At 69.6% G+C, this 25,249-nt stretch carries 25 protein-coding genes; 21 read left to right on the top strand and 4 right to left on the bottom strand.

The annotated features are described in order from the left end of the window. Positions 1 to 167: 167 nt before the first annotated feature. The 4 genes from ABD292_RS19635 to ABD292_RS19620 are packed head-to-tail and all read left to right on the top strand — an operon-like array spanning position 168 to position 4,491. Positions 168 to 3,077: a sensor histidine kinase gene (locus tag ABD292_RS19635; RefSeq protein WP_344209166.1), complete on the top strand. Its 2,910-nt coding sequence runs from the start codon at positions 168 to 170 to the stop codon at positions 3,075 to 3,077. Next, complete coding sequence (locus ABD292_RS19630) at positions 3,074 to 3,496, top strand: roadblock/LC7 domain-containing protein (protein WP_091093466.1); 423 nt, start codon at positions 3,074 to 3,076, stop codon at positions 3,494 to 3,496. Before ABD292_RS19635 ends, ABD292_RS19630 begins: the two co-directional genes overlap by 4 nt. 4 nt (positions 3,497 to 3,500) lie before the next feature. Beyond that, a complete protein-coding gene (locus ABD292_RS19625) occupies positions 3,501 to 3,923 on the top strand; it encodes a DUF742 domain-containing protein (RefSeq protein ID WP_329583829.1) in 423 nt (140 codons plus the stop codon). Further along, positions 3,904 to 4,491, top strand: coding sequence for a GTP-binding protein (locus tag ABD292_RS19620; RefSeq protein ID WP_091093469.1), 588 nt, complete (start codon positions 3,904 to 3,906; stop codon positions 4,489 to 4,491). The genes ABD292_RS19625 and ABD292_RS19620 overlap by 20 nt, the downstream gene beginning before the upstream one ends. 81 nt (positions 4,492 to 4,572) lie before the next feature. Here ABD292_RS19620 and ABD292_RS19615 read toward each other — a convergent pair whose 3' ends face one another. The 4 genes from ABD292_RS19615 to ABD292_RS19600 are packed head-to-tail and all read right to left on the bottom strand — an operon-like array spanning position 4,573 to position 8,129. Beyond that, complete coding sequence (locus tag ABD292_RS19615; RefSeq protein ID WP_344209162.1) at positions 4,573 to 5,577, bottom strand: methyltransferase; 1,005 nt, start codon at positions 5,575 to 5,577, stop codon at positions 4,573 to 4,575. A 13-nt stretch (positions 5,578 to 5,590) separates the two neighbouring features. Continuing rightward, positions 5,591 to 6,373, bottom strand: a complete 783-nt coding sequence (locus ABD292_RS19610; protein WP_344209160.1) for an ABC transporter permease — start codon at positions 6,371 to 6,373, stop codon at positions 5,591 to 5,593. Continuing rightward, positions 6,370 to 7,143 (bottom strand): ABC transporter permease, encoded by a 774-nt coding sequence (locus ABD292_RS19605; RefSeq protein ID WP_344209158.1) that lies wholly within the window; start codon positions 7,141 to 7,143, stop codon positions 6,370 to 6,372. Before ABD292_RS19605 ends, ABD292_RS19610 begins: the two co-directional genes overlap by 4 nt. After that, positions 7,140 to 8,129 (bottom strand): ABC transporter substrate-binding protein, encoded by a 990-nt coding sequence (locus ABD292_RS19600; RefSeq protein WP_344209156.1) that lies wholly within the window; start codon positions 8,127 to 8,129, stop codon positions 7,140 to 7,142. Before ABD292_RS19600 ends, ABD292_RS19605 begins: the two co-directional genes overlap by 4 nt. 435 nt (positions 8,130 to 8,564) lie before the next feature. Between ABD292_RS19600 and ABD292_RS19595 the strand changes: the two genes are divergently transcribed. From ABD292_RS19595 to dprA, 17 genes are all read left to right on the top strand, one after another. After that, complete coding sequence (locus ABD292_RS19595) at positions 8,565 to 11,504, top strand: nitrate- and nitrite sensing domain-containing protein (protein WP_344209154.1); 2,940 nt, start codon at positions 8,565 to 8,567, stop codon at positions 11,502 to 11,504. After that, positions 11,501 to 11,923, top strand: coding sequence for a roadblock/LC7 domain-containing protein (locus ABD292_RS19590; protein WP_329583816.1), 423 nt, complete (start codon positions 11,501 to 11,503; stop codon positions 11,921 to 11,923). Before ABD292_RS19595 ends, ABD292_RS19590 begins: the two co-directional genes overlap by 4 nt. Before the next feature lie 76 nt (positions 11,924 to 11,999). Continuing rightward, positions 12,000 to 12,347: a DUF742 domain-containing protein gene (locus ABD292_RS19585; RefSeq protein WP_344210449.1), complete on the top strand. Its 348-nt coding sequence runs from the start codon at positions 12,000 to 12,002 to the stop codon at positions 12,345 to 12,347. Next, positions 12,328 to 12,915: a GTP-binding protein gene (locus ABD292_RS19580; protein ID WP_344209149.1), complete on the top strand. Its 588-nt coding sequence runs from the start codon at positions 12,328 to 12,330 to the stop codon at positions 12,913 to 12,915. The genes ABD292_RS19585 and ABD292_RS19580 overlap by 20 nt, the downstream gene beginning before the upstream one ends. 57 nt (positions 12,916 to 12,972) lie before the next feature. Next, positions 12,973 to 14,526 carry a signal recognition particle protein gene (gene ffh / locus ABD292_RS19575; protein ID WP_344209147.1) on the top strand — a complete coding sequence of 518 codons (1,554 nt, stop codon included), beginning with the start codon at positions 12,973 to 12,975 and terminating at the stop codon, positions 14,524 to 14,526. A 219-nt stretch (positions 14,527 to 14,745) separates the two neighbouring features. Further along, positions 14,746 to 15,186, top strand: a complete 441-nt coding sequence (gene rpsP / locus ABD292_RS19570; RefSeq protein WP_091093480.1) for a 30S ribosomal protein S16 — start codon at positions 14,746 to 14,748, stop codon at positions 15,184 to 15,186. Between the two features lies 1 nt (position 15,187). Continuing rightward, positions 15,188 to 15,433, top strand: a complete 246-nt coding sequence (locus ABD292_RS19565) for an RNA-binding protein (protein ID WP_043634919.1) — start codon at positions 15,188 to 15,190, stop codon at positions 15,431 to 15,433. 69 nt (positions 15,434 to 15,502) lie between these two features. Continuing rightward, a complete protein-coding gene (gene rimM / locus ABD292_RS19560) occupies positions 15,503 to 16,003 on the top strand; it encodes a ribosome maturation factor RimM (RefSeq protein ID WP_344209140.1) in 501 nt (166 codons plus the stop codon). Then, positions 16,003 to 16,782, top strand: coding sequence for a tRNA (guanosine(37)-N1)-methyltransferase TrmD (gene trmD / locus ABD292_RS19555; RefSeq protein ID WP_344209138.1), 780 nt, complete (start codon positions 16,003 to 16,005; stop codon positions 16,780 to 16,782). The genes rimM and trmD overlap by 1 nt, the downstream gene beginning before the upstream one ends. A 152-nt stretch (positions 16,783 to 16,934) precedes the next feature. Beyond that, positions 16,935 to 17,297: a 50S ribosomal protein L19 gene (gene rplS, locus ABD292_RS19550; RefSeq protein ID WP_091093485.1), complete on the top strand. Its 363-nt coding sequence runs from the start codon at positions 16,935 to 16,937 to the stop codon at positions 17,295 to 17,297. A 148-nt stretch (positions 17,298 to 17,445) separates the two neighbouring features. Next, positions 17,446 to 18,306 carry a signal peptidase I gene (lepB, locus tag ABD292_RS19545; protein ID WP_344209135.1) on the top strand — a complete coding sequence of 287 codons (861 nt, stop codon included), beginning with the start codon at positions 17,446 to 17,448 and terminating at the stop codon, positions 18,304 to 18,306. Continuing rightward, entirely contained in the window at positions 18,307 to 18,900 is a 594-nt protein-coding gene (gene lepB, locus ABD292_RS19540; RefSeq protein WP_344209133.1) for a signal peptidase I, read from the top strand. A 51-nt stretch (positions 18,901 to 18,951) separates the two neighbouring features. After that, positions 18,952 to 19,620: a ribonuclease HII gene (locus ABD292_RS19535; RefSeq protein WP_344209131.1), complete on the top strand. Its 669-nt coding sequence runs from the start codon at positions 18,952 to 18,954 to the stop codon at positions 19,618 to 19,620. 39 nt (positions 19,621 to 19,659) lie between these two features. Further along, complete coding sequence (locus ABD292_RS19530) at positions 19,660 to 19,983, top strand: DUF2469 domain-containing protein (RefSeq protein WP_026215037.1); 324 nt, start codon at positions 19,660 to 19,662, stop codon at positions 19,981 to 19,983. A gap of 1,290 nt (positions 19,984 to 21,273) precedes the next feature. Continuing rightward, positions 21,274 to 21,627 (top strand): YraN family protein, encoded by a 354-nt coding sequence (locus ABD292_RS19525; protein ID WP_344209128.1) that lies wholly within the window; start codon positions 21,274 to 21,276, stop codon positions 21,625 to 21,627. Then, positions 21,627 to 23,165, top strand: coding sequence for a YifB family Mg chelatase-like AAA ATPase (locus tag ABD292_RS19520; protein WP_344209126.1), 1,539 nt, complete (start codon positions 21,627 to 21,629; stop codon positions 23,163 to 23,165). The genes ABD292_RS19525 and ABD292_RS19520 overlap by 1 nt, the downstream gene beginning before the upstream one ends. 593 nt (positions 23,166 to 23,758) lie before the next feature. After that, positions 23,759 to 25,093: a DNA-processing protein DprA gene (dprA, locus tag ABD292_RS19515; protein WP_344209124.1), complete on the top strand. Its 1,335-nt coding sequence runs from the start codon at positions 23,759 to 23,761 to the stop codon at positions 25,091 to 25,093. The last annotated feature ends 156 nt before the right edge of the window (positions 25,094 to 25,249 follow it).

Below are 25,249 nucleotides of genomic sequence, written 5' to 3'. Positions count from 1 at the left end.
TCGGACACTCTGGGACAAACTTCTCGATCGAGCACAATCGGTGGTTGGCTGCCTTCGGGCCATGTGCTCAAATGACGCTTATCTTGACGTACTAAATTGCCCCAACGCGCATTTACCTGCAGGGTCACCGAGAATTCCCCTCCCGGGGCGAGAGGTTGCGAAGGCAAGTGAGAACGCAGAGCGCTGAAGCTTCCGCCGACCGCGAGCCGCACGCGCACCAGAAGCAGCGCCAGAAGCAACGGCCGGCCAAACCCTCCTCACGCAGGTTCGGACTGGGCAACTGGCACGTGCGGTCGCGCCTCATCGCGCTGATCGTCGTTCCCACGGCCGTGGCCGTGGGGCTCGGCGGGCTCAGCGTGATCACCTCGCTCAACGACGCCGACACCTACCAGACCCTCCGGCAGGTCGCCGAGTTCAGCGAGCAGCTCGGGGCCGTCACCCACGAGCTCGCCTTCGAACGCGACGAGACCGCGCTGTTCATCGCCCAGGGCCGGCCCGGCAGCCGCGAGGCGCAGCTCCAGACCACCTACAGCGGCGTGGACGCGCTGATCGACGAGGCCAGGCAGCGGGGACAGGCCATCGCCGACACGCACGGCGGCTCCGTACGGCCGGTGCTGCGCCGGCTGGAGGAGATCCCGACGCTGCGCGCCACCGCCGTCAAGGGCAAGATCCAGCCGTTACCGATGATCGACAAGTACTCCCAGATCATCTCCGCGCTCCTGCAGTTCCACGACCAGGTCGGCCAGGTCGCGGTTGACGACCAGGTCAACCACAGCGCGAGCGCGATGGCCGCCATCGCGCGGGCCAAGGAGCAGGCGTCCAAGCAGCGCGGCATCCTCGCCAGCGCCCTGGACAAGAAGTCCTTCGACAGCGGCGAGCTGGACGCGCTGACCGACGCCAAGGCGCGCGAGGAGAGCGAGGAGACCCTCTTCGCCACGCTGGCGAACCTCGACCAGCTGGAGCTCTACCGCAACACGGTGGTCGGCCGCGACGTGGACCAGACCGACCTGTTCCGGCTGCGCGCCATGGCGCAGGCGTCCGAGGGCAAGGAGCTGAGCATCGGCGCCTCGCCCAGCAGGGACGTCACGACCTGGTTCGACGTCAGCACCGGCAAGATCGACGCCCTGCGGGAGGTGGAGAAGGACCTCGCCTCCTCGGTGATCCTGCGCGCCCGCGGCCTGGAGGAGGGCGCCAACCGCGCGGCGATGATCTCCGGCGGCCTCATCCTGCTCCTGCTGCTCGTCGTGGTGGCGATCATCTCGCTCATCGCCCGCTCGCTCATCCGGCCGCTGCGCCGGCTGCGCCGCGAGGCGCTCGACATCGCCGGGCAGCGCCTGCCCGAGACGGTGAAGGCCCTGCGCGAGAGCACCGACGGCAGCCCGGGCCCGGTCGCCCCGATCAGCGTCGACACGCACGACGAGATCGGCGAGGTCGCGCGCGCCTTCGACGAGGTGCACCGCGAGGCGGTCCGGCTGGCCGGCGAGGAGGCCCGGCTGCGCAGCAACGTCAACGCGATGTTCGTGAACCTCTCGCGCCGCAGTCAGACGCTGGTGGAGCGGCAGATCACCCTGATCGACGGTCTGGAGCAGGGCGAGCAGGACGAGCAGCGGCTCGGCAACCTGTTCAAGCTGGACCACCTGGCCACGCGCATGCGCCGCAACAGCGAGAACCTGCTGGTGCTCGCCGGCCAGGAGCCGCCGCGCCGCTGGAGCCAGCCGGTCAAGCTGGTCGACGTGGCCCGCGCCTCCCTGTCGGAGGTCGAGAACTACGAGCGGGTCGTGCTCCAGGTGCCCGACGGCGTCTCGGTGGCGGGCCAGGCCGTCAACGACGTCATCCACCTGCTCGCCGAGCTGGTGGAGAACGCGCTGTCGTTCTCGCCGCGCGAGACCAGGGTGACGGTCTCCGGCAGCCGGATCGACGGCGGCGGCGTGATGCTGTCGATCACCGACTCCGGCATCGGCATGACCCAGGACGAGCTCGTCCAGGCCAACGACCGGCTGACCGACGCGCCCTCCGTGGACGTGTCGGTGTCCCGGCGGATGGGCCTGTTCGTGGTCGCCCGCCTGGCCCACCGGCACGGCATCCGCGTGCAGCTGCGCCCGCACGCCTCCGGCGGGCTGACCGCCATGGTGCTCATCCCCGAGAACATGCTGGGCTCCCAGGCCCCGGCGCACGCGGCCGGGATGCCGTCGTTCACCGGCAACCAGCCGCCGTCGTACAACCCGCCGCCGGCCTTCGACCAGCCGTCCTCGCACCCGTCCTCGGGGCACCCGTCCTTCGGCCAGCCGTACGAGCGGCCGCCCGCCTTCTCCGGCGCGGGCGGCGGGGGAGGGGACGAGCCCTACTCGGGCCCGCACCCGGCCCCGCCCGCCATCGACTGGCCGCAGCCGCCCGCCCAGCTCGGCCCCGGCCACCCGTCCTTCCCCTCCGGCCCTTCCGAGAGCAACGGCTGGCCGAACGTGCCGGGCTGGCAGCCCGACGCGGCCTCCTGGTCGGCGCCGGAACCGCGCGGCTTCGACGCCTCCGACGTCTGGTCGCCGCCCCGGACCTCCGCGTGGAACGGCGGCGGCCTGCCCAGAAGGCCCACGCCACCGCAACCGCCGCCCGGCGGCTGGAGCGGCGACACGATGCCGCCGCAGCGCCCCGGGTTCGAGTTCACCGACGACTCCGGGGACACCGGGCCCATCCCGGCGGTCCCTCCGGCGGCCGGCGGCGACGACTACTTACCGATCTTCGCCGCGGTCGAGTCCGCCTGGTTCGGCCGCGACAAGACGTGGAGCAGCAGCAAAGCGGACGAGGGATGGAACGCTGCGGAGGCCGTGGTGGAACCGGTACGTGACGGATCGACGGCCGCCGGCCTGCCCAAGCGGGTGCCCAAGGCCAACCTGGTGCCCGGCTCGGCGGGCACCACGGCCGCGCCCAAGGGCGTGACGCCGATGCCGTCGGTCTCGCCCGACCGGGTCCGCAACCGCCTGTCCAGCTTCCAGCAGGGTTACCGGGCGGCGCGGGACGACATCACCGAGGGCAGGGCGTTCTCCGCCGGCTCGCGGAACGACGAAAGGGAGGAGGGCGCGTGAACGACCTGAGCCACGCGGCACGCGGGGTGGATTGGTTGATCACCGACTTCGTCAGCACGGTGCCGGGTGTCGCGCACGCGGTGGTCGTCTCTTCTGACGGGTTGCCGCTGGCCGCCTCGTCAGGTTTCCCGGCGGACCGGGCCGACCAACTGGCCGCCATCGCGTCGGGTCTGGTGAGCCTGACGCAGGGGGCGGCCAGGGTGTTCGAGGGCGGGGCGGTCAACCAGACGATCGTGGAGATGCAGCGCGGGCTGATGCTGATCATGTCGATCAGTGACGGTTCGTGCCTGGCGGTGCTGGCCGCCCCGGACTGTGACATGGGTCTGGTGGCGTACCAGATGACGCTGATGGTCGAGCGCGCGGGCCAGGTGCTGACCCCGGCTGTGCGCGCGGAGCTGCGTGCCAGCCAGACCAGGTGATGGAATGACGGACCCCAGATGGAACAGCGGCGGGTGGGCGCCGGAGTCGCAGCCCCAGTCCCAGCCCCAGTCGCAGCTGAACCCGGACCCCGCATCGCCCGTCCGTCCCTACGCCGTGACAGGCGGGCGGACGGCGCCGCGGGTCAAGCTGGCGATGGAGGCCCTGGTGTCCTCGGCGACCGCCGAGCACCGGGAGTTCTCGCATATCACGCCGGAGTACCAGGCGATCAGCCAACTGTGCCGGCAGGTCCGGTCCGTCGCGGAGGTCTCCGCCCTTCTCCGGATCCCCCTTGGCGTGGTCCGCGTGCTGATCGCTGACATGGCGGCCGAGGGACTGGTCCGCGTGCACCAGCCACAGCTGGAGGACGCCGGCCGGCCCGATGTGAACTTGCTCGAAAGGGTGCTCAGTGGACTTCGCAGGCTCTAGCCCCGGACTCACCTCGACGAAGATCGTCGTGGCCGGCGGCTTCGGGGTGGGCAAGACGACGTTCGTCGGCGCGGTGTCGGAGATCATGCCGCTGACCACGGAAGCCGTCATGACCGACGCCTCCGCAGGCATCGACGACCTCGGCATGACCCCGCTGAAGTCGACCACGACCGTGGCCATGGACTTCGGCCGCGTCTCGCTCGACCGCGACCTGATCCTCTACCTGTTCGGCACGCCGGGACAGCACCGGTTCTGGTTCATGTGGGACGACCTCGTGCGCGGCGCGATCGGCGCGGTCGTGCTGGTCGACACCCGACGGCTGGCCGACAGCTTCCCCGCCATCGACTACTTCGAAGAGGCGCAGCTGCCCTTCATCGTGGGGATCAACGGCTGGGACGGCCAATATCCGCACAGCGACGGCGAGGTCCGCGACGCCCTCACCCTGGCCCCGCACATCCCCATGGTGCGGCTCGACGCCCGCAAGAAGGACTCCGTCAAGAACACGCTGATCGAGCTGGTCGAGCACGCCCTCTCGGTGCGGATGGCCGTGCCGGGCTGGGGCGGCTGACCGCGAGGGATCCGCCGCCCCGCCCTCCGTTGCGTCCTGCCGCCGTGACGGAGGGCGGCGGCAGACCCGGACGGGTGGTGCTCAGACGGGCAGGGCCTCGATGAGGCTCGCGCCGGAGCCCAGGTCGACGACCTCGGAGAGGGCCAGGCCCGCCCGGCGGAGCAGCGCGGCGTACTCCTCCCGGGTGCGCTCCGCGCCCCCGTTGAAGATCGCCAGCATCCGCAGGTCGATGTCCTTGCCCAGGTGCGGCGCCGCGTCGTCGGGCAGCACCACCTCCAGCACGAGCACCCGCCCGTCCGGGTTCATGGCGCGCCGGATGTTGCCGAGGATGGTGACGGCGTCGTCGTCGTCCCAGTTGTGCAGGACGCTGGCCAGCAGGTAGACGTCGCCGCCGGCCGGCACCCCGGTGAAGAAGTCGCCGGCCACGACCTCCGTCCGCCCGGTCAGCCCCTCCTCGGCGAAGGTCCGCTCCGCGTGCGCGGTGACGTGGCCCAGGTCGAGCAGGACGCCGCGCATCCGCGGGTTGGCGTGCAGGACCGAGGCCAGGATGTGCCCCTTGCCGCCGGCCACGTCCACCATCGTCGCCTCCGGCGGGAAGGCGTACGCCTTGACCAGGCCCTCGGTGAAGGGCAGGGCCCGGCGCCTCATGTAGTCGTCGAACATGCGGCTGAGCGCCGGGTCGGCACCCAGGTGGTCGTAGAGGTGGCCGTACCGTTTCACGAAGGCCGAGCTGCCCTCGCGGACCGTGGCGGGGAGCAGGCCCATGGCGTACCAGAAGCTCTCCTCGCCGAGCATTCTGATCGACGAGCGGACCGAGTCGGGCACGTCCGAGCGCAGCGCGGTGCCTCTCGGGGCGAGGTCGTAGGCGTCAGGACCGGCGGGCCGGACCAGGTCCATGGCGGCCAGCTCGCGCAGGACCCGGCGCAGCGCGGGCGCGTCGGCCTCGCAGCGCCGGGCCAGCTCGGCGGTGCCGAGCGGGCCGTCCGCCAGGTGGTCGGCCACGCCCAGCTCCGCCATGGTGAGCAGGGCGGCCAGCCGGGAGATGTCGCCTACGGCTCCCCAGAGAAGCTCGTCGGAATGCGGCATACGTCCTTCCAGGTCAGGTCGCGTTACGGGTGGCCTGCCGGTGCCAGACGAGCAGACGCCGCTCGACCAGCACGAACAGGGAGTTCACGAGATAACCGAGCACTCCGAGCAGCACGATCGCGGCCCACACCCCGGCGCCGTCGAAGCTGCGCTGGGCCTGCAGCAGCTGGTAGCCGATCCCGTCGGTGCTGCCGAACAGCTCCGAGATGACCATGAGGATCAGCGCCAGCGACAGGCTCAGCCGCAGCCCCGCGAAGATCTTCGGCGAGGCGGCGGGCAGCACCACGAGCCGCAGGTACTGCTGCTTGGACAGGTTGAAGACGACGGCCGTCTCGGTGTAGGTGCGGTCCACCGCACGTACACCGTCGATCGAGTTGAGCAGCACCGGCCAGATCACGCCGAACACGATCGCCGCCAGCATCATCGGCAGGCTCGCCTGGAACAGCACGATGAAGACCGGCAGCAGCAGCGGCGGCGGGATCGCCCGGCCGAACTCGATCAGCGGGTCCACGTAGTCGGTCGCCGTGCGCGAACGCCCGAGCAGCACGCCCGCGACGATGCCCAGCACCGCGGCGAGCACCCAGCCGCTGAACATCCGGGCGAGGCTCGGCAGCAGGTTCTCCAGCGCGTCGTCCGTCAGGAAGAGACGGGAGACCGGGCCGGAGAACCACAGCTCGTACATCCGGGCGACGATCGTCGTGGGCGGCGGGAAGTCGGTGTCCTCCACCGCGCGGGCGATGAGCTCCCACGCGACGAGCACGACCGGGATGACCCAGAACCGGGCGAGTGCCTTCACGACTGCGCTCCCGTCCGCATGCGGTGCCAGTGGAACAGGCGGCGCTCGCCGGCCAGCAGCACCAGGTTGGCGGCCACGCCGAACAGCCCGGCCCAGACGGTCGCGGCCATCATGAGGTCCATGCGGTTGCCGCTGCCGGCCTGGATGACGTACACGCCGATGCCGGCGACGCCGCCCGCGACCAGTTCGGCGCTCACGGCGAGGACCAGCGCGATGCCGGCCGCGATGCGCACGCCGGTGGCCATGAACGGGGCCGCGCTCGGCACGCTCACGCGCGAGAGCACCGCGAGCGGGCCGAAGCCGAAGCTGCGCAGGGACTCCTTGGCCAACGGGTCCACGTCGTGCATGCCGTAGAGGGTGTTGATGAGGATCGGCCACAGGGAGGCGTACACGATCACCGAGACCTTCATCATCTCGTCCACCGGGATGAGCAGGATGGCGAGCGGGATGATGGCGACCGAGGGGATCGGGCGCAGGAACTCCAGGATGGGCCGGATGGCGCGCTCCACCGGCGGCAGCGAGCCCAGCAGCACGCCGAGCGGCACCGCGACACAGATCGCGATCAGCAGTCCGAGCGCCCAGTTGGCGAGGGTCGCGGCGACTCCGGCGAGGAAGTCGGGGTCCGCCAGGAGGCGCCCGGTTTCGAGCAGGATGGTCGAGGGGGGAGGGAAGTCCATGTCATCGCCGATGCCGTAGCGGATGACCAGCTCCCCGACGACGAAGAACCCCGCGGCGCCGGCGGCGCCGCGGAGCAGGCGAGCACCGGTCATCCGCTTGAGGCGGGCGCCGCGATCACGGACTTCACGTCGATCGAGTTCTTGAGGTACCCGTACTCGAGCATGAGGTCGGCCACCTTCTGGAGGCGGTTGGCGTTGAGCTCACTCGGATAGGTCCCGAGCGTGATCACGGACGCCGTCTTGGCGTCGATCTTGGTGTACTTCGGCAGCATGGCCTCGATCTCCTTGCGGTCGCTGGAGGCGAGCTGCTGGGCCTTGGCGATCGCGCGCTGGAAGGCGGCGAGGGTCTTCGGGTACTTCTGCACCCACTCCTCGGTGGCCATCCAGCCGGCGATCGGCAGGTCCTCGGTCTGGCCGGTCATGGTGTCGGCCAGCTTGCGGAAGCCGTTGGCGCTCTGGTTGGCGGTGATGAACGGCTCGGTGATCCAGCCGGCGTCCGCCTGGCCCGCCTTGATCGCGTTGCCCATCTCGGGGAACGGCTTCTCCGCGAACTTCACGTCGTCCTTGGAGAGACCGGCGACCTTGAGCTGCGTCTCCACCGCGAGCGTGGCGACATTGTTCAGGTTGTTGACGAAAATCGTCTTGCCCTTGAGGTCGGCCACCGTCTTGATGGGCGAGTTGCCCGGCACCATGATGACGAAGCAGTTCGCGCCCGCCTGGTACATGTCGGCGACGAGCTTGATCTTCTTGCCGCCGGCGACGGCCGCGAAGGTCGAGACGTAGTTCGTCTGCGAGATGTCGAGCTGGCCGCTCTCGATCATCGGGACGGCCACGGCGCCACCGGTGATGGGCGTGGGCTCGACGGTCAGGCCCTCTTCCTTGAAGAAGCCCTTGGCCTGCGCGATGTAAACCGATACAGGGTCAGGGATCGGAAGAGCACCGACCTTAATGGTGGTTTTCTCCAAGCCCTTGCTGTTGGCTGAGGTGGCGCCGCCGTCGTCGGATCCACCGCAGCCGGCAAGCGTCAGAGCGACTGTGACGCCGAGTGCGACGGCGTAACAGCGCAGTTTGCGTGTCATGGGGGGTTCTCCTACCAGGGGGAAGCTTCTGGAGATCGGCACAGGATACCGGGCGTGAAGCGTAGCGGAAGGGAACGCCGAAGGTCGGCGCAATGCCGCGTATATGCTGTTTATCTGTCAAATAAGACTGTAAACGGCTATAGATGTAAATATGGGGATAAAGACCGATTATGTGTCGAATGTCCGGATTGGTGTGCCGGTTGCGCTCCGTGGTCGAGAGCTTGCCATGTGAACAATGTGTGATCTGGAACGGTTGAAAACTGGCGATACGTTGGCCTAACTATGAGGTTTGTGCTCAAATTGGGCCTCGAACTTGCCTGCGATCACTCGTGCGAGAGACGAAGCCGCTGAGACCCCCACAAAGCAGGCCATGGCGAGAGGTTGCCACCAGTGAGGACAACAACGACCGAAACCGGTCGTGGTAGGGCCCCGGACGTGCCCGAAAAGCCAGTGGGCGGCGAGGTGCCAGAGGTTCAGCTGCCCAAGTCGGGCAGCCCGCTCGCGCTGCGCAACTGGCGGGTACGCACCCGCCTGATCGCCCTCATCGCCATCCCCACGATCGTGGCCGTCGTGCTGGGCGCGCTCCGCGTCACCAGCTCGATCGGCAGCGCCCAGCAGTACCAGGTCGTCGGCGAGGTCAACACGCTCATCACGCAGGTCGGCGAGCTCGTCCGCGACCTCGGACTCGAGCGCGACCTGGCCAGCCGCTACGTCGCCTCCGGCCGTTCCGACGGCGAGCTGGACCGGCTGACCGGCCAGCAGCGCATCGTCGACGTCAGCGTGGGCCGCGTGCTGTCCAACGCGAAGACCACCGAGGAGTCCCTGTCCGAGATCGGCCGCCGATCCCTCGACCGGACCAGGACCCGGCTCTCCCAGCTTCGCTCGCTGCGTGACACGGTGACCAAGACGCAGCTCCCGCCGCTGCCGACGATGGAGAAGTACTCCGAGACCATCGCCGAGCTGCTGCAGCTCTACGACGAGCTGGCCCAGGGCGCCGCGGACGAGCAGCTGATCTCCACCAGCGCCGCCCTGCGCGCCGTCGCGCGCGCCGAGGAGGAGGCGTCCAAGCAGCGCGGCCTGCTGGCGATCGCGCTGGAGCGCGGGTCGTTCGAGGAGACCGAGTTCAACGCCTTCCTCGACGCCGGGTCCAAGCGCAACAGCGAGCGGGCGGCCTTCCGCTCCGCCGCCACCCTCCAGCAGCGGCAGATGTTCGACGACACCGTCGCGAACCTCAAGATCGGCCGCGCGGAGTTCTACATCGACCGCGCCATCCTGCTGCACAACAACGCCGTCGGCGTCGCCAACAGCAACAACGTCGCCGGCACCCGCTACCTGCGCCGGCTCGACACCGGCAGCAACGACGACGCGGGCCGCTGGTTCGACTCCATCTCCGACACCGTGGACCGCCTCCACCAGGTGCAGAAGAACCTGGGCGTGCAGGTCGCGACCCGCTCCACCGACGTCGCGAGCGCCGACAGGCAGACCGCCGCGATCAACATCGCGATCGTGGTCGGCCTGCTGATCCTGGTCCTCGTGATCACCGCCATCATGGCGGGCTCGCTGGTCCGGCCCCTGCGCCGGCTGCGCGGCGACGCGCTCAAGATCGCCGGTCAGACCCTGCCCGACCTGGTCCGCCAGCTCCGCGAGACGGACGTCAGCCCCGACAAGCTCCGCGTGCCGCCCATCGAGATCAACTCCAAGGACGAGATCGGTGAAGTGGCGCGGGCCTTCGACGAGGTCCACCGCGAGGCGGTCCGCCTGGCGGGCGAGGAGTCCAAGCTCCGGGCCAACGTCAACGCGATGTTCGTGAACCTCTCGCGCCGCAGTCAGACGCTGGTGGAGCGGCAGATCACCCTGATCGACGGTCTGGAGCAGGGCGAGCAGGACGAGCAGCGGCTCGGCAACCTGTTCAAGCTGGACCACCTGGCGACCCGTATGCGCCGCAACAGCGAGAACCTGCTGGTGCTCGCCGGCCAGGAGCCGCCGCGCCGCTGGAGCCAGCCGGTCAAGCTGGTCGACGTCGCCCGCGCCTCCCTCTCCGAGGTCGAGAACTACGAGCGGGTCGTGCTGGAGGTGCCCGAGGGCGTCTCCATCGCCGGCCAGGCCGTCAACGACGTCATCCACCTGCTCGCCGAGCTGATCGAGAACGCGCTGTCGTTCTCGCCGCGCGAGACCCGCGTCCCCGTCTCGGGCAGCCGGATCGACGGCGGCGGCATCATGCTCTCGATCAGCGACTCCGGCATCGGCATGACGGCCGAGGAGCTGACCCAGGCCAACGACCGGCTCACCAACGCCCCCACCGTGGACGTGTCGGTGTCCCGCCGCATGGGCCTGTTCGTGGTCGCCCGCCTGGCCCACCGCCACGGCATCCGCGTGCAGCTCCGCCCGCACGGCTCCGGCGGCCTGACCGCCATGGTCCTCATCCCCGAGTCGCTGCTCGGCGCGCAGGCCCCCTCGTACGCCGGCTCCGCCACGCCCGCCGGCGCGGGCTCCGGGCAGCCGTCCCGCGAGGAGGCGTTCCCGTCGCCGCAGCCCGCGGGCGCCGGCTGGCCGGCCACGTCCTACCAGCTCGGTCCCGGGCATCCGTCGTACCCGTCGTATCCGTCGGCGGAGCCCGCCGCGGCCGGCTCCCCGTGGGCCTCGGCGCCGCAGTGGCCCTCCACGGACAGCGCAATGGGCAACGGCATGGGCGCCGGCGTGGGAAGCGGTGCCGGCAACGGCGCGAGCAACTGGATGGCGAACAACTCCGCGCCCTCCTCGGACGTCTGGGTCTCCTCGCGCGGCCCGGCGACCGGCGAGACCACGGCGCTGCCGCGCAGGGGCGCCGCCCCGCCGGAGGAGCCCTCGCCCTGGACCCGCGCCCCCGCCGAGGAGCCGAGCCCGTGGACGCGCCCCGCCGGGCGGCCGTCCGGCGGTCCCGCGCCGTCCTTCGACTTCCCCGAGACCGAGTCCGCCGCCACGGGGCCCATCCCCGTCGTCAAGCCGGCCACGTCAGGGGACGAGTACCTGCCGATCTTCGCCTCCGTCGAGTCCGCCTGGTTCGACAACGGCGGCGAGGGCAACGCGGCCACCTGGGGCTCCAGCAAGGCCGACGAGGGCTGGAGCGCGGCCAAGGCCGTGGTCGAGCCGGTACGCGACGGGGCGACGGCCTCCGGTCTGCCGAAGCGGGTGCCCAAGGCCAACCTGGTGCCCGGCTCGGCCGACACCGTCTCGGCCCCGAAGGGCGTCGCGCCCATGCCCGCCGTCTCGCCGGACCGGGTGCGCAGCCGCCTGTCCAGCTTCCAGCAGGGCTTCCGGGCCGCACGCGATGACATCAGCGAGGGCAGGACGTACGGGTCCGGCCCCAGGAGTGACAGCAGGGAGGAGGGCGCGTGAACGACCTGAGCCACGCGGCACGCGGGGTGGATTGGTTGATCACCGACTTCGTCAGCACCGTCCCGGGTGTCGCCCACGCGGTGGTCGTCTCCTCTGACGGGTTGCCGCTGGCCGCCTCGTCGGGCTTCCCGGCGGACCGCGCCGACCAGCTGGCCGCCATCGCGTCGGGCCTGATCAGCCTGACGCAGGGCGCGGCCAGGGTGTTCGAGGGCGGGGCGGTCAACCAGACCATCGTGGAGATGCAGCGCGGGCTGATGCTGATCATGTCGATCAGCGACGGCTCGTGCCTGGCGGTCCTCGCGGCCCCCGACTGCGACATGGGTCTGGTGGCGTACCAGATGACGCTGATGGTTGACCGCGCCGGGCAGGTGCTGACCCCGGCTGTGCGCGCGGAGCTGCGTGCCAGCCAGACCAGGTGATGGAATGACGAACCCCACGTGGAACAGCGGCGGGTGGAACAGCGGCGGCTGGGAGCCCCCGCCGCCGCCTCAGCCCATGGCCGCCGACCCTGCCTCACCGGTACGCCCGTACGCCGTCACCGGCGGGCGGACCGCACCGAAGGTCAAGCTGGCGATGGAGGCACTGGTGTCCTCGGCGACCGCCGAGCACCGGGAGTTCTCCCACATCACGCCCGAGTACAAGGCGATCAGCCAGCTCTGCCTGCAGGTGAGGTCGGTGGCGGAGGTCTCCGCGCTGCTGCGGATGCCGCTCGGCGTGGTGCGTGTCCTGATCGCTGACATGGCGGCCGAGGGTCTCGTGCGGGTGCACCAGCCGCAGCTCGAGGCGGGTAGGCCGGACGTCAACCTGCTGGAAAGGGTGCTCAGTGGACTTCGAAGGCTCTAGCCCCGGCCTCACCTCGACGAAGATCGTCGTGGCCGGGGGCTTCGGCGTCGGCAAGACGACGTTCGTCGGCGCGGTGTCGGAGATCATGCCGTTGACGACCGAGGCCGTCATGACCGACGCGTCCGCCGGCATCGACGACCTCGGCATGACCCCGCTGAAGTCGACCACGACGGTGGCCATGGACTTCGGCCGCGTCTCGCTCGACCGCGACCTGATCCTCTACCTGTTCGGCACGCCTGGACAGCACCGGTTCTGGTTCATGTGGGACGACCTGGTGCGCGGCGCCATCGGGGCCGTGGTCCTGGTGGACACCCGCCGGCTGGCCGACAGCTTCCCCGCCATCGACTACTTCGAAGAGGCGCAGCTGCCGTTCATCGTGGGCATCAACGGCTGGGACGGCCAGTATCTCCACAGCGACGGCGAGGTCCGCGACGCCCTCACCCTGGCCCCGCACATCCCCATGGTGCGGCTCGACGCACGCTCCAAGGACTCCGTCAAGAGCGCTCTGATCAACCTCGTCGAGCACGCTCTCACCGTTCGGATGGCCGTGCCAGGCTGGAGCGGCTGAGGAAGCGGATAGTCTGGAGTCTTAGACGTTCATTCGCTTCGAGGACTGGCCAACCACGTGTTCGAGACGCTTTCCGACCGCCTCACATCGGTTTTCTCCTCCCTTCGATCCAAGGGCCGGCTGTCCGATGCCGACATCGACGCCACCACCCGGGAGATCCGCATCGCGCTGCTGGAGGCCGATGTCGCGCTCCCGGTGGTCAAGGCGTTCGTCGCCCAGGTCAAGGAGCGCGCCCGCGGGGCCGAGGTGTCCCAGGCGCTCAACCCGGCGCAGCAGGTCGTCAAGATCGTCAATGACGAGCTGATCGAGATCCTCGGCGGCGAGACCCGCAGGCTCCGCCTCGCCAAGACGCCGCCCACCGTCATCATGCTGGCGGGTCTCCAGGGCGCGGGCAAGACGACCCTGGCGGGCAAGCTGGCCAGGTGGCTGCGCGAGCAGGGCCACGCGCCCATGCTGGTCGCCGCCGACCTGCAGCGCCCCAACGCCGTCCAGCAGCTCCAGGTCGTCGGCGAGCGCGCCGGTGTCGCCGTCTACGCGCCCGAGCCGGGCAACGGCGTCGGCGACCCCGTGGGCGTGGCCCGCCACTCGATCGACGAGGCCAAGCGGCTGCAGCACGACATCGTCATCATCGACACCGCCGGTCGCCTCGGCATCGACCAGGAGATGATGAAGCAGGCCGCCGACATCCGCGACGCGGTGCGGCCCGACGAGGTCCTGTTCGTCGTCGACGCCATGATCGGCCAGGACGCCGTCACCACGGCGCAGGCGTTCATGGAGGGCGTCGGCTTCGACGGGGTCGTGCTCACCAAGCTCGACGGCGACGCCCGCGGCGGCGCGGCCCTGTCGGTGCGGCACATCACCGGCCGGCCGATCATGTTCGCCTCCACCGGCGAGAAGCTGGAAGACTTCGACGCCTTCCACCCCGACCGGATGGCCTCCCGCATCCTCGACATGGGCGACATCCTCACCCTGATCGAGCAGGCCCAGAAGACGTTCGACGAGGAGCAGGCCGCCAAGATGGCGGGCAAGCTCACCTCGGGCGAGAACTTCACGCTGGACGACTTCCTCGAGCAGATGATGATGGTCCAGAAGATGGGCCCCATCAAGAACCTGCTCGGCATGATGCCCGGCATGGGCCAGATGCGTGACCAGCTCAACGCCATCGACGACCGCGACCTCGACCGCATCGCCGCGATCATCCGCTCGATGACCCCGGCCGAGCGCCAGGACCCGAAGATCATCAACGGTTCCCGCCGCGCCCGCATCGCGGCCGGCTCCGGCGTCACGGTCAGCGCGGTCAGCAACCTCGTCACCCGCTTCTTCGAGGCCCAGAAGATGATGAAGCGGGTCGCGGGCGGCATGGGCATCCCCGGCATGCCGGGCGGCCGGGGCAAGGCGGCCAAGGCGCAGAAGAAGAACAAGAAGGGCCGGCGCGTCAGCGGCGACCCGCGCAAGGCGGCGCTGGAGAAGTCGTCGTCCGGCGCGGGCGACGGCCAGGCGCAGCCCAAGCAGGGCGGCATGCTGGGCAACCTGCACGGCAAGCTGCCTCCGGGCATCGAGCTGCCGCCCGGCTTCGACCCGTCCAAGCTGAAGCTGCCCGGCCAGAACTGACGCCGGGTCGCCTCGTTGCCGAGGCTTTGCGGGGGTGGCTCCGCGAGGTGTCGTGGACAGTGACGGCGATCTGGCACAATTGCATGTTGGAACATCGTGTTCAGGTGGGCGCCCTCTCACCGACCCGCTGAGCACGCCTGTCCCTGGAGCGTCGTCCTGTCGTGCCCCACTCGGCGCGGCGCCGCTCACCCACGCTCTAATGCAGGAGAGACCACACCCGTGGCAGTCAAGATCAAGCTCAAGCGGCTCGGCATGATCCGCAACGCTCAATACCGCATCGTCGTCGCCGACAGCCGCACCAAGCGTGACGGCCGGGCGATCGAGGAGATCGGCCTGTACCACCCGAAGGACGACCCTTCGCGCATCGAGATCAACGCCGAGCGTGCGGCCTACTGGCTGGGGGTCGGTGCCCAGCCGACCGAGCCGGTGCTCAAGCTGCTCAAGCTCACCGGTGACTGGCAGAAGTTCAAGGGCGAGCCCGCCCCGGCGCCCCTCAAGGTCGCCGAGCCCAAGCCCGACCGGCACGCGATCTACGAGGCCGCGGCCAAGGAGGCCCTGTCCGGTGGCGACACCGGCACGGCCGCCACCACGCCGCGCAAGTCCAAGAAGAAGGACGAGTCCGAGGCCCCCGCCGAGACCCCGACCGAGGGCGAGGGCTGACGTGCTCGAGGAGGCTCTCGAGCACCTCGTTAAGGGCATCGTCGAACATCCCGACGATGTCCGGGTCCGCGCACGCCGCATCCGCAGCGGGCGCGTCCTGGAGGTCCGGGTGCACCCCGAGGACCTGGGCAAGGTCATCGGACGCGGCGGGCGCACCGCCAAGGCGCTGCGCACGGTCGTCAACGCCCTGGCCGACGGGAAGTACGTGCGGGTCGATCTGCTCGACCTGCACGAGGCAGTCCGTTAGCGTCAGGTTTTCCGCGCCCTCACCGGTTCACCGCCGGTGGGGGCGCTCCGCGTTAGAAAGGGCACGTTCGTGCAGTTGGTCGTCGGCCGGATAGGCCGTCCGCACGGGGTACGCGGCGAGGTCACCGTCGAGGTGCGCACCGACGAGCCCGAGCGGCGCTTCGCCGTCGGGGCGTCGATCGCCACCGACCCGGCCGGCTCCGGGCCCCTCGTCGTCGCCGGGCGCCGCTGGCACAAGGGCATCCTGCTGGTGACGTTCGAGGGCGTCACGGACCGCGACGTCGCCGAGGACCTCCGGGGCACCATGCTCGTCATCGACTCGGCCGACGTCGAGCCCACCGGCGACCCCGACGAGTTCCACGACCATCAGCTCATCGGCCTGGCCGTCGAGACGGTCGCCGGTGAGCCCGTGGGCGAGGTGGAGGACGTCCTGCACCACGGCCAGGACCTCCTCGTGGTGCGCCGCGAGGGGCGGGAGGAGGCGCTCATCCCGTTCGTCAAGGCCCTGGTGCCCGAGGTCGACCTGGCCGGCGGCCGGCTGGTGGTCGATCCGCCGGAGGGGCTGCTCTGATGCGGCTCGACATCATCTCGATCTTCCCCGAGTACTTCGCGCCGCTCGACGTCTCGCTCATCGGCAAGGCGCGTGAGCGGGGCACTCTCGACGTACGCGTCCACCAGCTGCGCGACTGGACCCACGACGTGCACAAGACCGTGGACGACACCCCCTACGGCGGCGGCCCCGGCATGGTCATGAAGCCCGAGGTGTGGGGCGAGGCGATCGACGCGGTGATCGGCGACGGCGCGCCGCGGCTCGTGGTCCCGACGCCGAGCGGGCGGCCGTTCACGCAGGAGCTGGCGCAGGAGCTGGCAGGGGAGCCGTGGCTGCTGTTCGCCTGCGGCCGCTACGAGGGCATCGACTCCCGCGTCATGGCCGAGTACGGCGAGCGGCTGCGCGTCGACGAGGTCAGCATCGGTGACTACGTGCTGGCCGGCGGCGAGGTCGCGGTGCTGGTCATGGTGGAGGCCATCGGCCGGCTGCTGCCCGGCGTGCTGGGCAACGCCCAGTCGGCCGTCGACGACTCCTTCGCCCCCGGCTCCATGCGCAACCTCGTCGAGGGCCCCGTCTACACCAAGCCGCCGGTCTGGCGCGGCCACGAGGTGCCGGCCGTGCTGCTGTCCGGGCACCACGGCAAGGTCGCCAGGTGGCGGCGGGACGAGGCGCTGCGGCGCACCGTGCGCAACCGGCCCGACCTCGCGGCGGAGCTCGACCCGGAGACGCTCGACAAGCACGACAGGAAGCTGCTGGAGGAGCTGTCGTTTCGCGTCGAACGGGAAGATGTGGCAAACTGAATCGCTGCCCAACTCATGTTGGCCGCTAGCGCATGCCCGGAATCCGATCCGGGACCACCGAAGACAGCAGGCGTGTCCGCTTCGTTGCCGCGTTCGTGAGAGCTCGGCCGAGTGGACCTCCGCGTGCCCCCGAACTTTGAGGAATGACTCTCATGCACACGAAGATCCAGGAGCTCGACAAGGCCGGCCTGCGCGACGACGTGCCGAACTTCCGCCCCGGTGACACGCTCGAGGTCCACGTACGCGTCGTCGAGGGCAACCGGTCCCGCATCCAGGTCTTCAAGGGCTTCGTGCTGCGCCGGCAGGGCAGCGGCGCCCGTGAGACCTTCACCGTCCGCAAGGTCAGCTACGGCGTCGGCGTCGAGCGCACCTTCCCGGTGCACAGCCCGGTGATCGAGAAGATCGTGCTCGTCACCCGTGGCGACGTGCGCCGCGCCAAGCTCTACTACATGCGCGACCTGCGCGGCAAGGCCGCCCGCATCCGCGAGAAGCGCGAGACCACGGCCGCCAAGTAAGCGCCCTTCGTCTCTTCCGTGGCCCGTGCCCTTGTGGCGCGGGCTTTCGGTTTTTACAGCGGCGTTTCTTTTATGTGGAGCGACCCGTGCGTGGGTGTAACGTCGGTCGAGGCTTGTCGAGCCCGTACATCATCTAGGCTCGTCAGCGATGACTAGCGAGAGCCAGGAGCACGGCGCGGCGCGCCGCCCTGTCGAGGACGAGGTGGACGTGGTCGCGGAAGAGACTCAGAAACCGGCCAAGGGCGGCAAGAAGGACAAGAAGGGGTCGTTCTGGAAAGAACTTCCCGTTCTGGTAGTAGTGGCCTTGGTGCTCGCCCTGATCATCAAGACGTTCGTGGTGCAGGCGTTCTACATTCCGTCGGAGTCGATGGAGAACACCCTGCTCAAGAACGACCGGGTGCTGGTCAACAAGCTCGTCTACCACACGCGCGACATCGAGCGGGGCGACGTCGTGGTCTTCTCCGGCGTCGACTCCTGGGACGGCGAGTTCCAGATGGAGGAGCCGTCCAACCCGGTCGAGGGGTTCTTCCGGTGGGTCGGCACGGCCTTCGGCATCGTGCCCGGCGAGAAGGACTACATCAAGCGCGTCATCGGCGTCGGCGGCGACCACGTCAAGTGCTGCGACCCCAAGGGCCGCATCACGGTCAACGGCACGCCCATCGACGAGGAGAGCTACCTCTATCCGGGCAACGTGCCCTCCGACCGGTTCTTCGACGTCACCGTGCCGCCCGGGCGGCTGTGGGTCATGGGCGACCACCGGTCGGTGTCGCTCGACTCGCGCTCCCACACGGGTGACCCCGGAGGCGGCTCCATCCCCGAGAGCCAGGTCATCGGACGGGCCTTCGTCATCGTCTGGCCCTTCGACCGGGCCCGCGTGCTGGAGATCCCCGACACCTTCGCGCAGCCCGCGCTCCACGCGCTGGGCGGGGCGGTCCCGTTGGTCGCCGGGTTCGGGCTGGCCGTACCCTTGGTCCTGGTCCGTCGGCGCCGGCGTACGAAGAGGCGCTGAATGGCCGTCACCAAGAAGGCGGAGGGCGTGGCAAAAGAGAAGAAGAAGGGCGGCTTCCGCGAGACGCTGCTGCTGCTGATCCTCGGCGTGGGCATCGCGCTGCTGCTGCAGGCGTTCGTGGTCGGCTCGTTCTACATCCCCTCGCAGTCGATGGAGAACACGCTGCTGATCAACGACCGCGTGTTCGTCAACAAGCTCTCGGGCAAGCCGGAGCGCGGCGACATCGTGGTGTTCAAGGGCTGGAACGGCGAGGACACCATCAAGCGGGTCATCGGCGTCGGCGGCGACCACGTCAAGTGCTGCGACTCCAAGAAGCGCATCACGGTCAACGACACCGCGCTGGACGAGACGTCCTACCTCTATCCCGGCGATTTCGCCTCGGGCGAGAAGTTCGACGTCACGGTGCCGGCCGGCAAGCTGTGGCTGATGGGCGACCACCGCAGCGCCTCGGCCGACTCGCGGGCCCACATGGAGGAGCCCGGCCAGGGCTTCATCTCGGAGAACGACGTTATCGGCAAGGCCGTGGTGCGCTACTGGCCGCTGTCGCGGGGCTACTTGTTCGCCCGTCCCGACACTTTCGACAAAATCAAGTAGACGGACTTTCGGTCGCGGGTTGCGGCGAATGGGGCGTACGCTGCCTCTGTCATGACAGTTGCGTTCCGCCCTCGACCGAGCGTCGTCCGGCGCGATTCCGGACTCTACGCCTACGAACGGGCACTGGCCCGCCGCGGCCTCACCCCGATCGCCGGCGTCGACGAGGCCGGGCGCGGCGCCTGCGCCGGTCCGCTCGTGGTGGCGGCCGTCGTCCTGCGCAGGCAGATCGACGGCCTGGGCGACTCCAAGCTCCTGACTCCGGCCGTGCGCGAACACCTCTACGAGCGCATCGTGCGCGTCTCCCACGTAGGCGTAGTGATCATCCCGCCGGGGGAGATCGATGCCAAAGGTCTGCACAAGTGCAACGTCTCAGGAATGCGGCGAGCCGTCGCGCAGTTGCCCTGTGACCCGGAGTACATCCTCACGGACGGTTTCCCGGTGCCGGGGCTGCCCGCGCCGTCACTGGCCGTGTGGAAGGGGGACCAGGTGGCCGCGTGCGTGGCGGCCGCGTCCATCGTGGCCAAGGTGACGAGGGACCGGCTGATGGTGACGCTCGACGAGCGCTACCCGCAGTACGGTTTCGCCGAGCACAAGGGGTACGTGACACCGCGGCACCGGCTGGCGCTGTCGGCGCACGGCCCGTGCCCGGACCACCGTTACTCCTTCGTCACGGTGGCCAGGGAGATGGGTGAGAATGAAATGGGGGCCGGGGTTGCCTGAGCAGGCAAACCGGGGGACCGGTACGACAGGAGGACCGCGATGAGCGCAGAGGATCTCGAAAAGTACGAAACCGAGATGGAGCTGCAGCTTTACCGCGAATACCGCGATGTCGTCGGATTGTTCACATATGTTGTGGAGACCGAGCGGCGGTTCTATCTGACCAACTCGGTCGACCTCGACGTCCGCACCGCCGAGAACGGCGACGTGTTCTTCGACGTGAAGATGCAGGACGCCTGGGTGTGGGACATGTATCGGCCGGCGCGGTTCGTGAAGAACGTGCGGGTGGTCACGTTCAAGGATGTGAACGTGGAAGAACTGGCCAAGGCCGATCTCGAGATGCCCAAGGAAGGGTTCTCCGGGTAGCGGGGGCGACCGGCTGGCTGGCTCGCTGGCTGGTGCGGAGATGCCTGGAGCGGGGCCGCTTTTGCCGGGCTATACGGACTCGTCGCACCGATCCGGCACCTGCATCCTGGTCGGCGCTGCCCTGAAGGCCGTACAGGGACGCCGCCGCCCAGTTCGGCGCCGACACTGATCCTCGCTTCGATCCCGCTCGCGACGCCATCCGCGATCCCAGCCCGTGACAGCGCTCTCGATCCGGTCCGTGATGGCCTCTCAGATCATGCCCGTGCCGCCGCTCCGCTGCGTCCTCGCCACCGTCGGGTTACCGCCTCCGATCGGCCTTTGCTTCCGCCTGCGACTGGCCTTTTACTCTCGCGTCCGATCGCGACTGGGTTTTCGGCCCTGAGCGCGACCAATCCGTCGACCGCTGGCCCGCGGCCCGACCGCTGACGGCGATCCGGTCCCGTCCGTGACTTGGATTCCGGCCCTGAGCGCGACCAATCCATCGACTGCTGGCCCGTGACCCGACCGCCGACGGCGATCCGGTCCCGTCCGAGACTTGACCCTTGGCTCTGAGCGCGACCATCGACCGCTGCCCTGGGGTCTGACCGCCGCCCCGCGGCCCGACCGCCGACGGCGGCCCGACGGCCATCACCCTTACTCGCTACGGCGACGTCGCCTTATCGCCATCTCCCGGCCGAGCAAATCAACGCTCCCTCTCTCCGCCTGTGCTGCCGCACTCACCTCTGGCGCTAGGCGCTCGCGCTCCCGGCGCTACGTGCTCGCACCTCTTCGGGTCCTACGTCCTTCCTCTGCGCCCGTACCCCTGCTTCCCGTCCCCGCGCCTCGCGCCGCCTCACCTCACCCTTGCGCGAGCCCTCGCTCTCCAACCCCGGCGCCTCCCGTCGGCAGGCTCTCGAATGCCAGCGCCAGTTGTCAGCGCGATGCGAGCGTCCAGGAAGCAGTGCCGTCGCCCGTCGCCAGTCCTGTGCATCGCACGTCCGGCGTCATCACACCGCCAGGTCGGCGTGCTTGCCGCCCTCTGCCCTCATCAATGCGGGCGAAGGCCTGCTCCTAACCGGGCTTGGACTCCGCCGTCGCTCTCGCTGGTACGGCACTACACCCCCCTTCAACCACCGGTCGGCTCAGCAGCCTCCTCAACGGCCCACCGGCTGGCCGCCTCGGTATCCACAGTCACCCCGAGACTCTGCACTCCCTATCCCCAGAACCCCGTTCGGCCGCACGAGACCCACCCTGCCTCCGCCAAGGTCAGGCCCGAAGCATCCAAAGCAGCACCTCGGACGGAGGCACTACATGGCCAAGAAGGACGAACTCGGCAAACAGGGCGAGCAACTGGCCGCGATCTACCTGGAAGCCAAGGGCATGAGGATCATCGACCGCAATTGGCGCTGCCGCCACGGCGAAATAGACATCCTCGCCGAGGACGGCCCCACGCTCGTCGTCGTCGAGGTCAAGACCCGCTCCAGCCGGTCCCACGGCACAGCCCTGGAGTCGGTGGACCGCAGAAAGCTCTCCAAACTCCGCGCACTCGCCGCCAAGTGGCTGTCCGCCCAGGCCCGCGCCTTCGACTCCGTACGAGTGGACGTCATAGCCATAGAACGCTTCGCCGGCGACTTCGCCCTGCGCCACATCCGGGGAGTGATCTGATGGCCGTGGCGCGCACCCGCAGCGTGGCCCTGGTCGGCGTGACGGGCCGTACCGTGGAGATCGAGGCCGACGTGGGCAACGGCCTGGCGGGCATCCACCTGATCGGACTGCCCGACACGGCGCTGAGCGAGGCCCGCGACCGAGTGAGATCGGCGGTCGTCAACAGCAGATACCCGTGGCCCGACGCCCGCATCATCGTCAGCCTGTTCCCGGCCACCCTCCCCAAGCGTGGCTCGCAATTCGATCTCGCCATAGCGATGGCGATCTTGGGAGCCGCGGGTGTGGTTCCGGCCGAGCGCATCGCGGACCCGTTCTTCCTGGGCGAGCTGGGCCTCGACGGCCGCATCAGACCGGTACGCGGCGTCCTGCCCGCCGTCCTGGGCGCCGCGAACCACGGAGACGCCACGGTCGTCGTCCCCTCGGCCAACTCCGCGGAGGCGTCCCTGGTCCCCGACGTCAAGGTGATCCCGATGGCATGCCTGCGCCAACTGGTCGAGTGGCTGCGCAAAGGCCGTGAGGAGGCGCCCGAGCCCGAACTGGAAGAGCTCACCGAGCCCAGGACCCCGGCCACGAGCCCGGCCCTGGACCTGGCGGATGTTGTCGGCCAGCCGGTGGCCCGCCGTGCTCTCGAAGTGTGCGCCGCCGGCGGCCACAACCTGTGGATGCTCGGTCCACCTGGCACCGGCAAGACCATGCTGGCCGAACGCCTCCCCACGCTCCTGCCCGACCTGGAACTCGACCACGCCCTGGAAGTGACCGCCATTCACTCGGTGGCGGGCATCCTGCCGCCCAGCGCGCCCATGCTGAGCCGTCCGCCGTTCGTGGCCCCGCACCACACGGCCACCTCGGCGGCGATCATCGGGGGCGGCAGCGCGATCGTACGCCCCGGAGCCGTCTCCCTGGCCCACAGAGGAGTCCTCTTCATGGACGAGGCTCCAGAATTCTCCCGCCATGTCCTCGACGCGCTGCGCCAGCCCTTGGAATCCGGCCGCGTCACGGTGTCACGATCGGCCGGCTCGGTCACGTTCCCGGCCCGATTCATGCTCGTCCTGGCGGCGAACCCGTGCCCCTGTGCGCAGAGCGACGACCAAGGTGAGACCTGCAAGTGCTCCCCGACCGCGAGACGCCGCTACCTCGGCAGACTCTCGGGTCCGCTCCTTGACCGCGTCGACATGAAGGTCACCGTGGCTCGGGCATCAAGGCGCGAGCTGCTGGCCGACCGCCAGTTCACTGAATCGAGCGCAACGGTGGCCGAACGCGTGCTCGCGGCTCGTGACCGCGCCGCCAAACGCCTCAGCGGCACCCCTTGGCGTACCAACGCCGAGGTCCCCTCGTCCGTCCTGCACAGCGACTACCGCCCGCCTCCCGAGGCGATGAAGCCCATGAACGCCTGCCTGGACTCAGGCACCCTGACCGCCCGTGGCCTCGACCGGGCTGTCCGCGTCTCCTGGACCTTGGCCGACCTGGCCGACAAGGACCACCCCGGCGAAGACGAAACAACCACCGCCCTCCACTTCTGGCTCGGAGCGACATCCTGATGCGCAACATCCCCTGCACCCCCACCCGCCTCCTCCACCCGCAAAGGCCCTCCATCGCAGCCCACCCCGCCCAGCAGGCCGTCTCACCCCAGGAGACGCTGCCAGCCCGACCGACCCTCTCCACCGAGCCGCCAACCGTCGGGCACACGCCGACCATCCGATCAACATCGTCCGGAAACGCCCGACCGCCTGCGCCAGCCCCTCGGACCGCATCGGTATCAGAGCCGGTACAGCCGTCTCAACCAACTCCTGGTGCCGCCACCGCAGAGCGACTCCTATCGCAAAGGAACCGCCAGCGTGCCCCTGCACCAGCTCCGCCGCAGGCATGTGACCCGACACGGTCACCCGAGCCACGAGACCGGCCCGCGCCGGAGCCGACCACAGCTCCGCCGCAGGCATGTGACCCGACACGGTCACCCGAGCCACGAGACCGGCCCGCGCCGGAGCCGACCACAGCCTCACCCCAGGCATGCGAGCCGAAACGGCCGCCCGCGCCACGAGACCAGCCGGCACCGGGGCGGACCATCGCATCACCAACGAGGGTTCCGGCCACCGCATCCGCTCGATCCGAGCACGCAGCCCGCGCCGCGCTGATGCGCGCCGCAGACGTAGGCGACCCGATCATGGGCCGCCTGGTGGCCCAACACGGAGCGGCCACCGCGGCCGACGCGATCCGCGCCCGCTCCCTCCCGCCCGAGTTCATCGAGCAGGAGATGACGCTACGAGACCGCCCCCGCGACGAGCTGACAGCCCGTCTGAACGCCTGGCACGCCCGCTTGGCCGCCTCCAACCCCACCGCCGACATCGAGAACGGCGAAAGATGCGGTGCCCGCCTCATCGTCCCCGGCGACGCCGAATGGCCCACCCAGCTCGACCAGCTCGGCCCGAGTCGTCCCCTCGGTCTCTGGCTGTGGGGCGCGGTCGACCTCCGCTTCTCCTGCCTCAAGTCCGTGGCGCTGGTCGGCGCCCGCTCAGCGACTGCCTACGGCAAGCACATAGCGGCGGAGTTCGGCGTCGGCCTCGGCGAGTCCGGCTGGACGGTCGTGTCGGGCGGCGCCTTCGGGGTGGACAGTGCCGCGCACAGGGGAGCGCTGACCGCCGGCTCCCCGACCGTCGTCGTGCTGGCCTGCGGTGTGGACGTCTGCTACCCGAGCAGCCACGACACCTTGTTCGCCAAGATCAGAGACCAGGGCGTGATCGTGAGCGAATGCCCACCGGGAGTGCACCCCACCCGGGCCCGCTTCCTCATCAGAAACCGCCTGATCGCAGCCCTGTCGCGAGGCACCGTGGTGGTGGAAGCCGCCCTGCGCAGCGGTGCCCTCAACACCGCCACCCACGCCCTTGCGCTCAACCGGCACCTGGCCGCCGTGCCCGGCCCCATCACCTCCCGCCTGTCGGACGGATGCCACCGCCTCCTCCGCGAACGCAAGGCGGTGTGCGTCACCTCTCCTGAGGAGATCATCGACCTCGTCGGTGTGATGGGCGATGACCTGGTCTCGCAACCCCGCACCCCGGCGGTCGCCCGAGACAAGCTCAACGACGTGACAAAGAGGGTGCTGGACGCCGTACCGACGCGAAGAGGCGCCGGCCCCGCCTCAATAGCGGTCGCGGCCGGCGTGAACTTGAGCACCGCCCTCAGCGCCTTGGGCGGCCTCGCCGCCGCCGGCTACATCGAACGCGCGGCAGACGGCTGGCGCCTCCGCAAACAGACGACCTCCTACCGCAAGGCCCCCGATTCCGCCGTCCTTGAACCCCCGCACATCGACGCCGACGCCGATCCATTCCAGGACCCGCCCTTCCCGGACGAGGACGACCTCGTACGCCGCGAACACAACCTCCCCACCCCCGACCAGGGCTCCCCAGAGTCCGCCCGGCCTGCAGGACGAATGAACCCGAACGACACACCGCTCCGCCAAGGAACACTCTGAACGAAAGGTGACCGGCAAGAAATTCAAGCGGGACTGTAAAACTAACGGCGGATCTGATGATCAAGGAAGAGACGCTTGATGTCCGAGACCGCCGTGGAGTCGCTGTCGATGAACGAACTGCCTGTCGAGCCGGACCGCTCGATGACGGACGAGCAG

The organism is Nonomuraea bangladeshensis, from assembly GCF_039529455.1.
In the GTDB taxonomy this organism is placed as follows: Bacteria; Actinomycetota; Actinomycetes; order Streptosporangiales; family Streptosporangiaceae; genus Nonomuraea; species Nonomuraea bangladeshensis.
The sequence above is the reverse complement of the archived record's forward strand: the minus strand, read 5'-3'. Positions and strand labels throughout refer to the sequence as shown.

What these genes read in the sequence shown, in the direction of transcription:
- ABD292_RS19535 (WP_344209131.1), top strand. Translation starts at nt 18,952, where the DNA reads ATGACAGTTGCGTTCCGCCCTCGACCGAGCGTCGTCCGGCGCGATTCC.
- trmD (WP_344209138.1), top strand. Translation starts at nt 16,003, where the DNA reads ATGCGGCTCGACATCATCTCGATCTTCCCCGAGTACTTCGCGCCGCTC.
- ABD292_RS19605 (WP_344209158.1), bottom strand. Translation starts at nt 7,143, where the DNA reads ATGACCGGTGCTCGCCTGCTCCGCGGCGCCGCCGGCGCCGCGGGGTTC.
- ABD292_RS19530 (WP_026215037.1), top strand. Translation starts at nt 19,660, where the DNA reads ATGAGCGCAGAGGATCTCGAAAAGTACGAAACCGAGATGGAGCTGCAG.
- ABD292_RS19625 (WP_329583829.1), top strand. Translation starts at nt 3,501, where the DNA reads ATGACGGACCCCAGATGGAACAGCGGCGGGTGGGCGCCGGAGTCGCAG.
- ABD292_RS19585 (WP_344210449.1), top strand. Translation starts at nt 12,000, where the DNA reads ATGGCCGCCGACCCTGCCTCACCGGTACGCCCGTACGCCGTCACCGGC.
- ABD292_RS19615 (WP_344209162.1), bottom strand. Translation starts at nt 5,577, where the DNA reads ATGCCGCATTCCGACGAGCTTCTCTGGGGAGCCGTAGGCGACATCTCC.
- dprA (WP_344209124.1), top strand. Translation starts at nt 23,759, where the DNA reads ATGCGCGCCGCAGACGTAGGCGACCCGATCATGGGCCGCCTGGTGGCC.
- lepB (WP_344209135.1), top strand. Translation starts at nt 17,446, where the DNA reads ATGACTAGCGAGAGCCAGGAGCACGGCGCGGCGCGCCGCCCTGTCGAG.
- lepB (WP_344209133.1), top strand. Translation starts at nt 18,307, where the DNA reads ATGGCCGTCACCAAGAAGGCGGAGGGCGTGGCAAAAGAGAAGAAGAAG.
- rplS (WP_091093485.1), top strand. Translation starts at nt 16,935, where the DNA reads ATGCACACGAAGATCCAGGAGCTCGACAAGGCCGGCCTGCGCGACGAC.
- ABD292_RS19525 (WP_344209128.1), top strand. Translation starts at nt 21,274, where the DNA reads ATGGCCAAGAAGGACGAACTCGGCAAACAGGGCGAGCAACTGGCCGCG.
- ABD292_RS19600 (WP_344209156.1), bottom strand. Translation starts at nt 8,129, where the DNA reads ATGACACGCAAACTGCGCTGTTACGCCGTCGCACTCGGCGTCACAGTC.
- ABD292_RS19520 (WP_344209126.1), top strand. Translation starts at nt 21,627, where the DNA reads ATGGCCGTGGCGCGCACCCGCAGCGTGGCCCTGGTCGGCGTGACGGGC.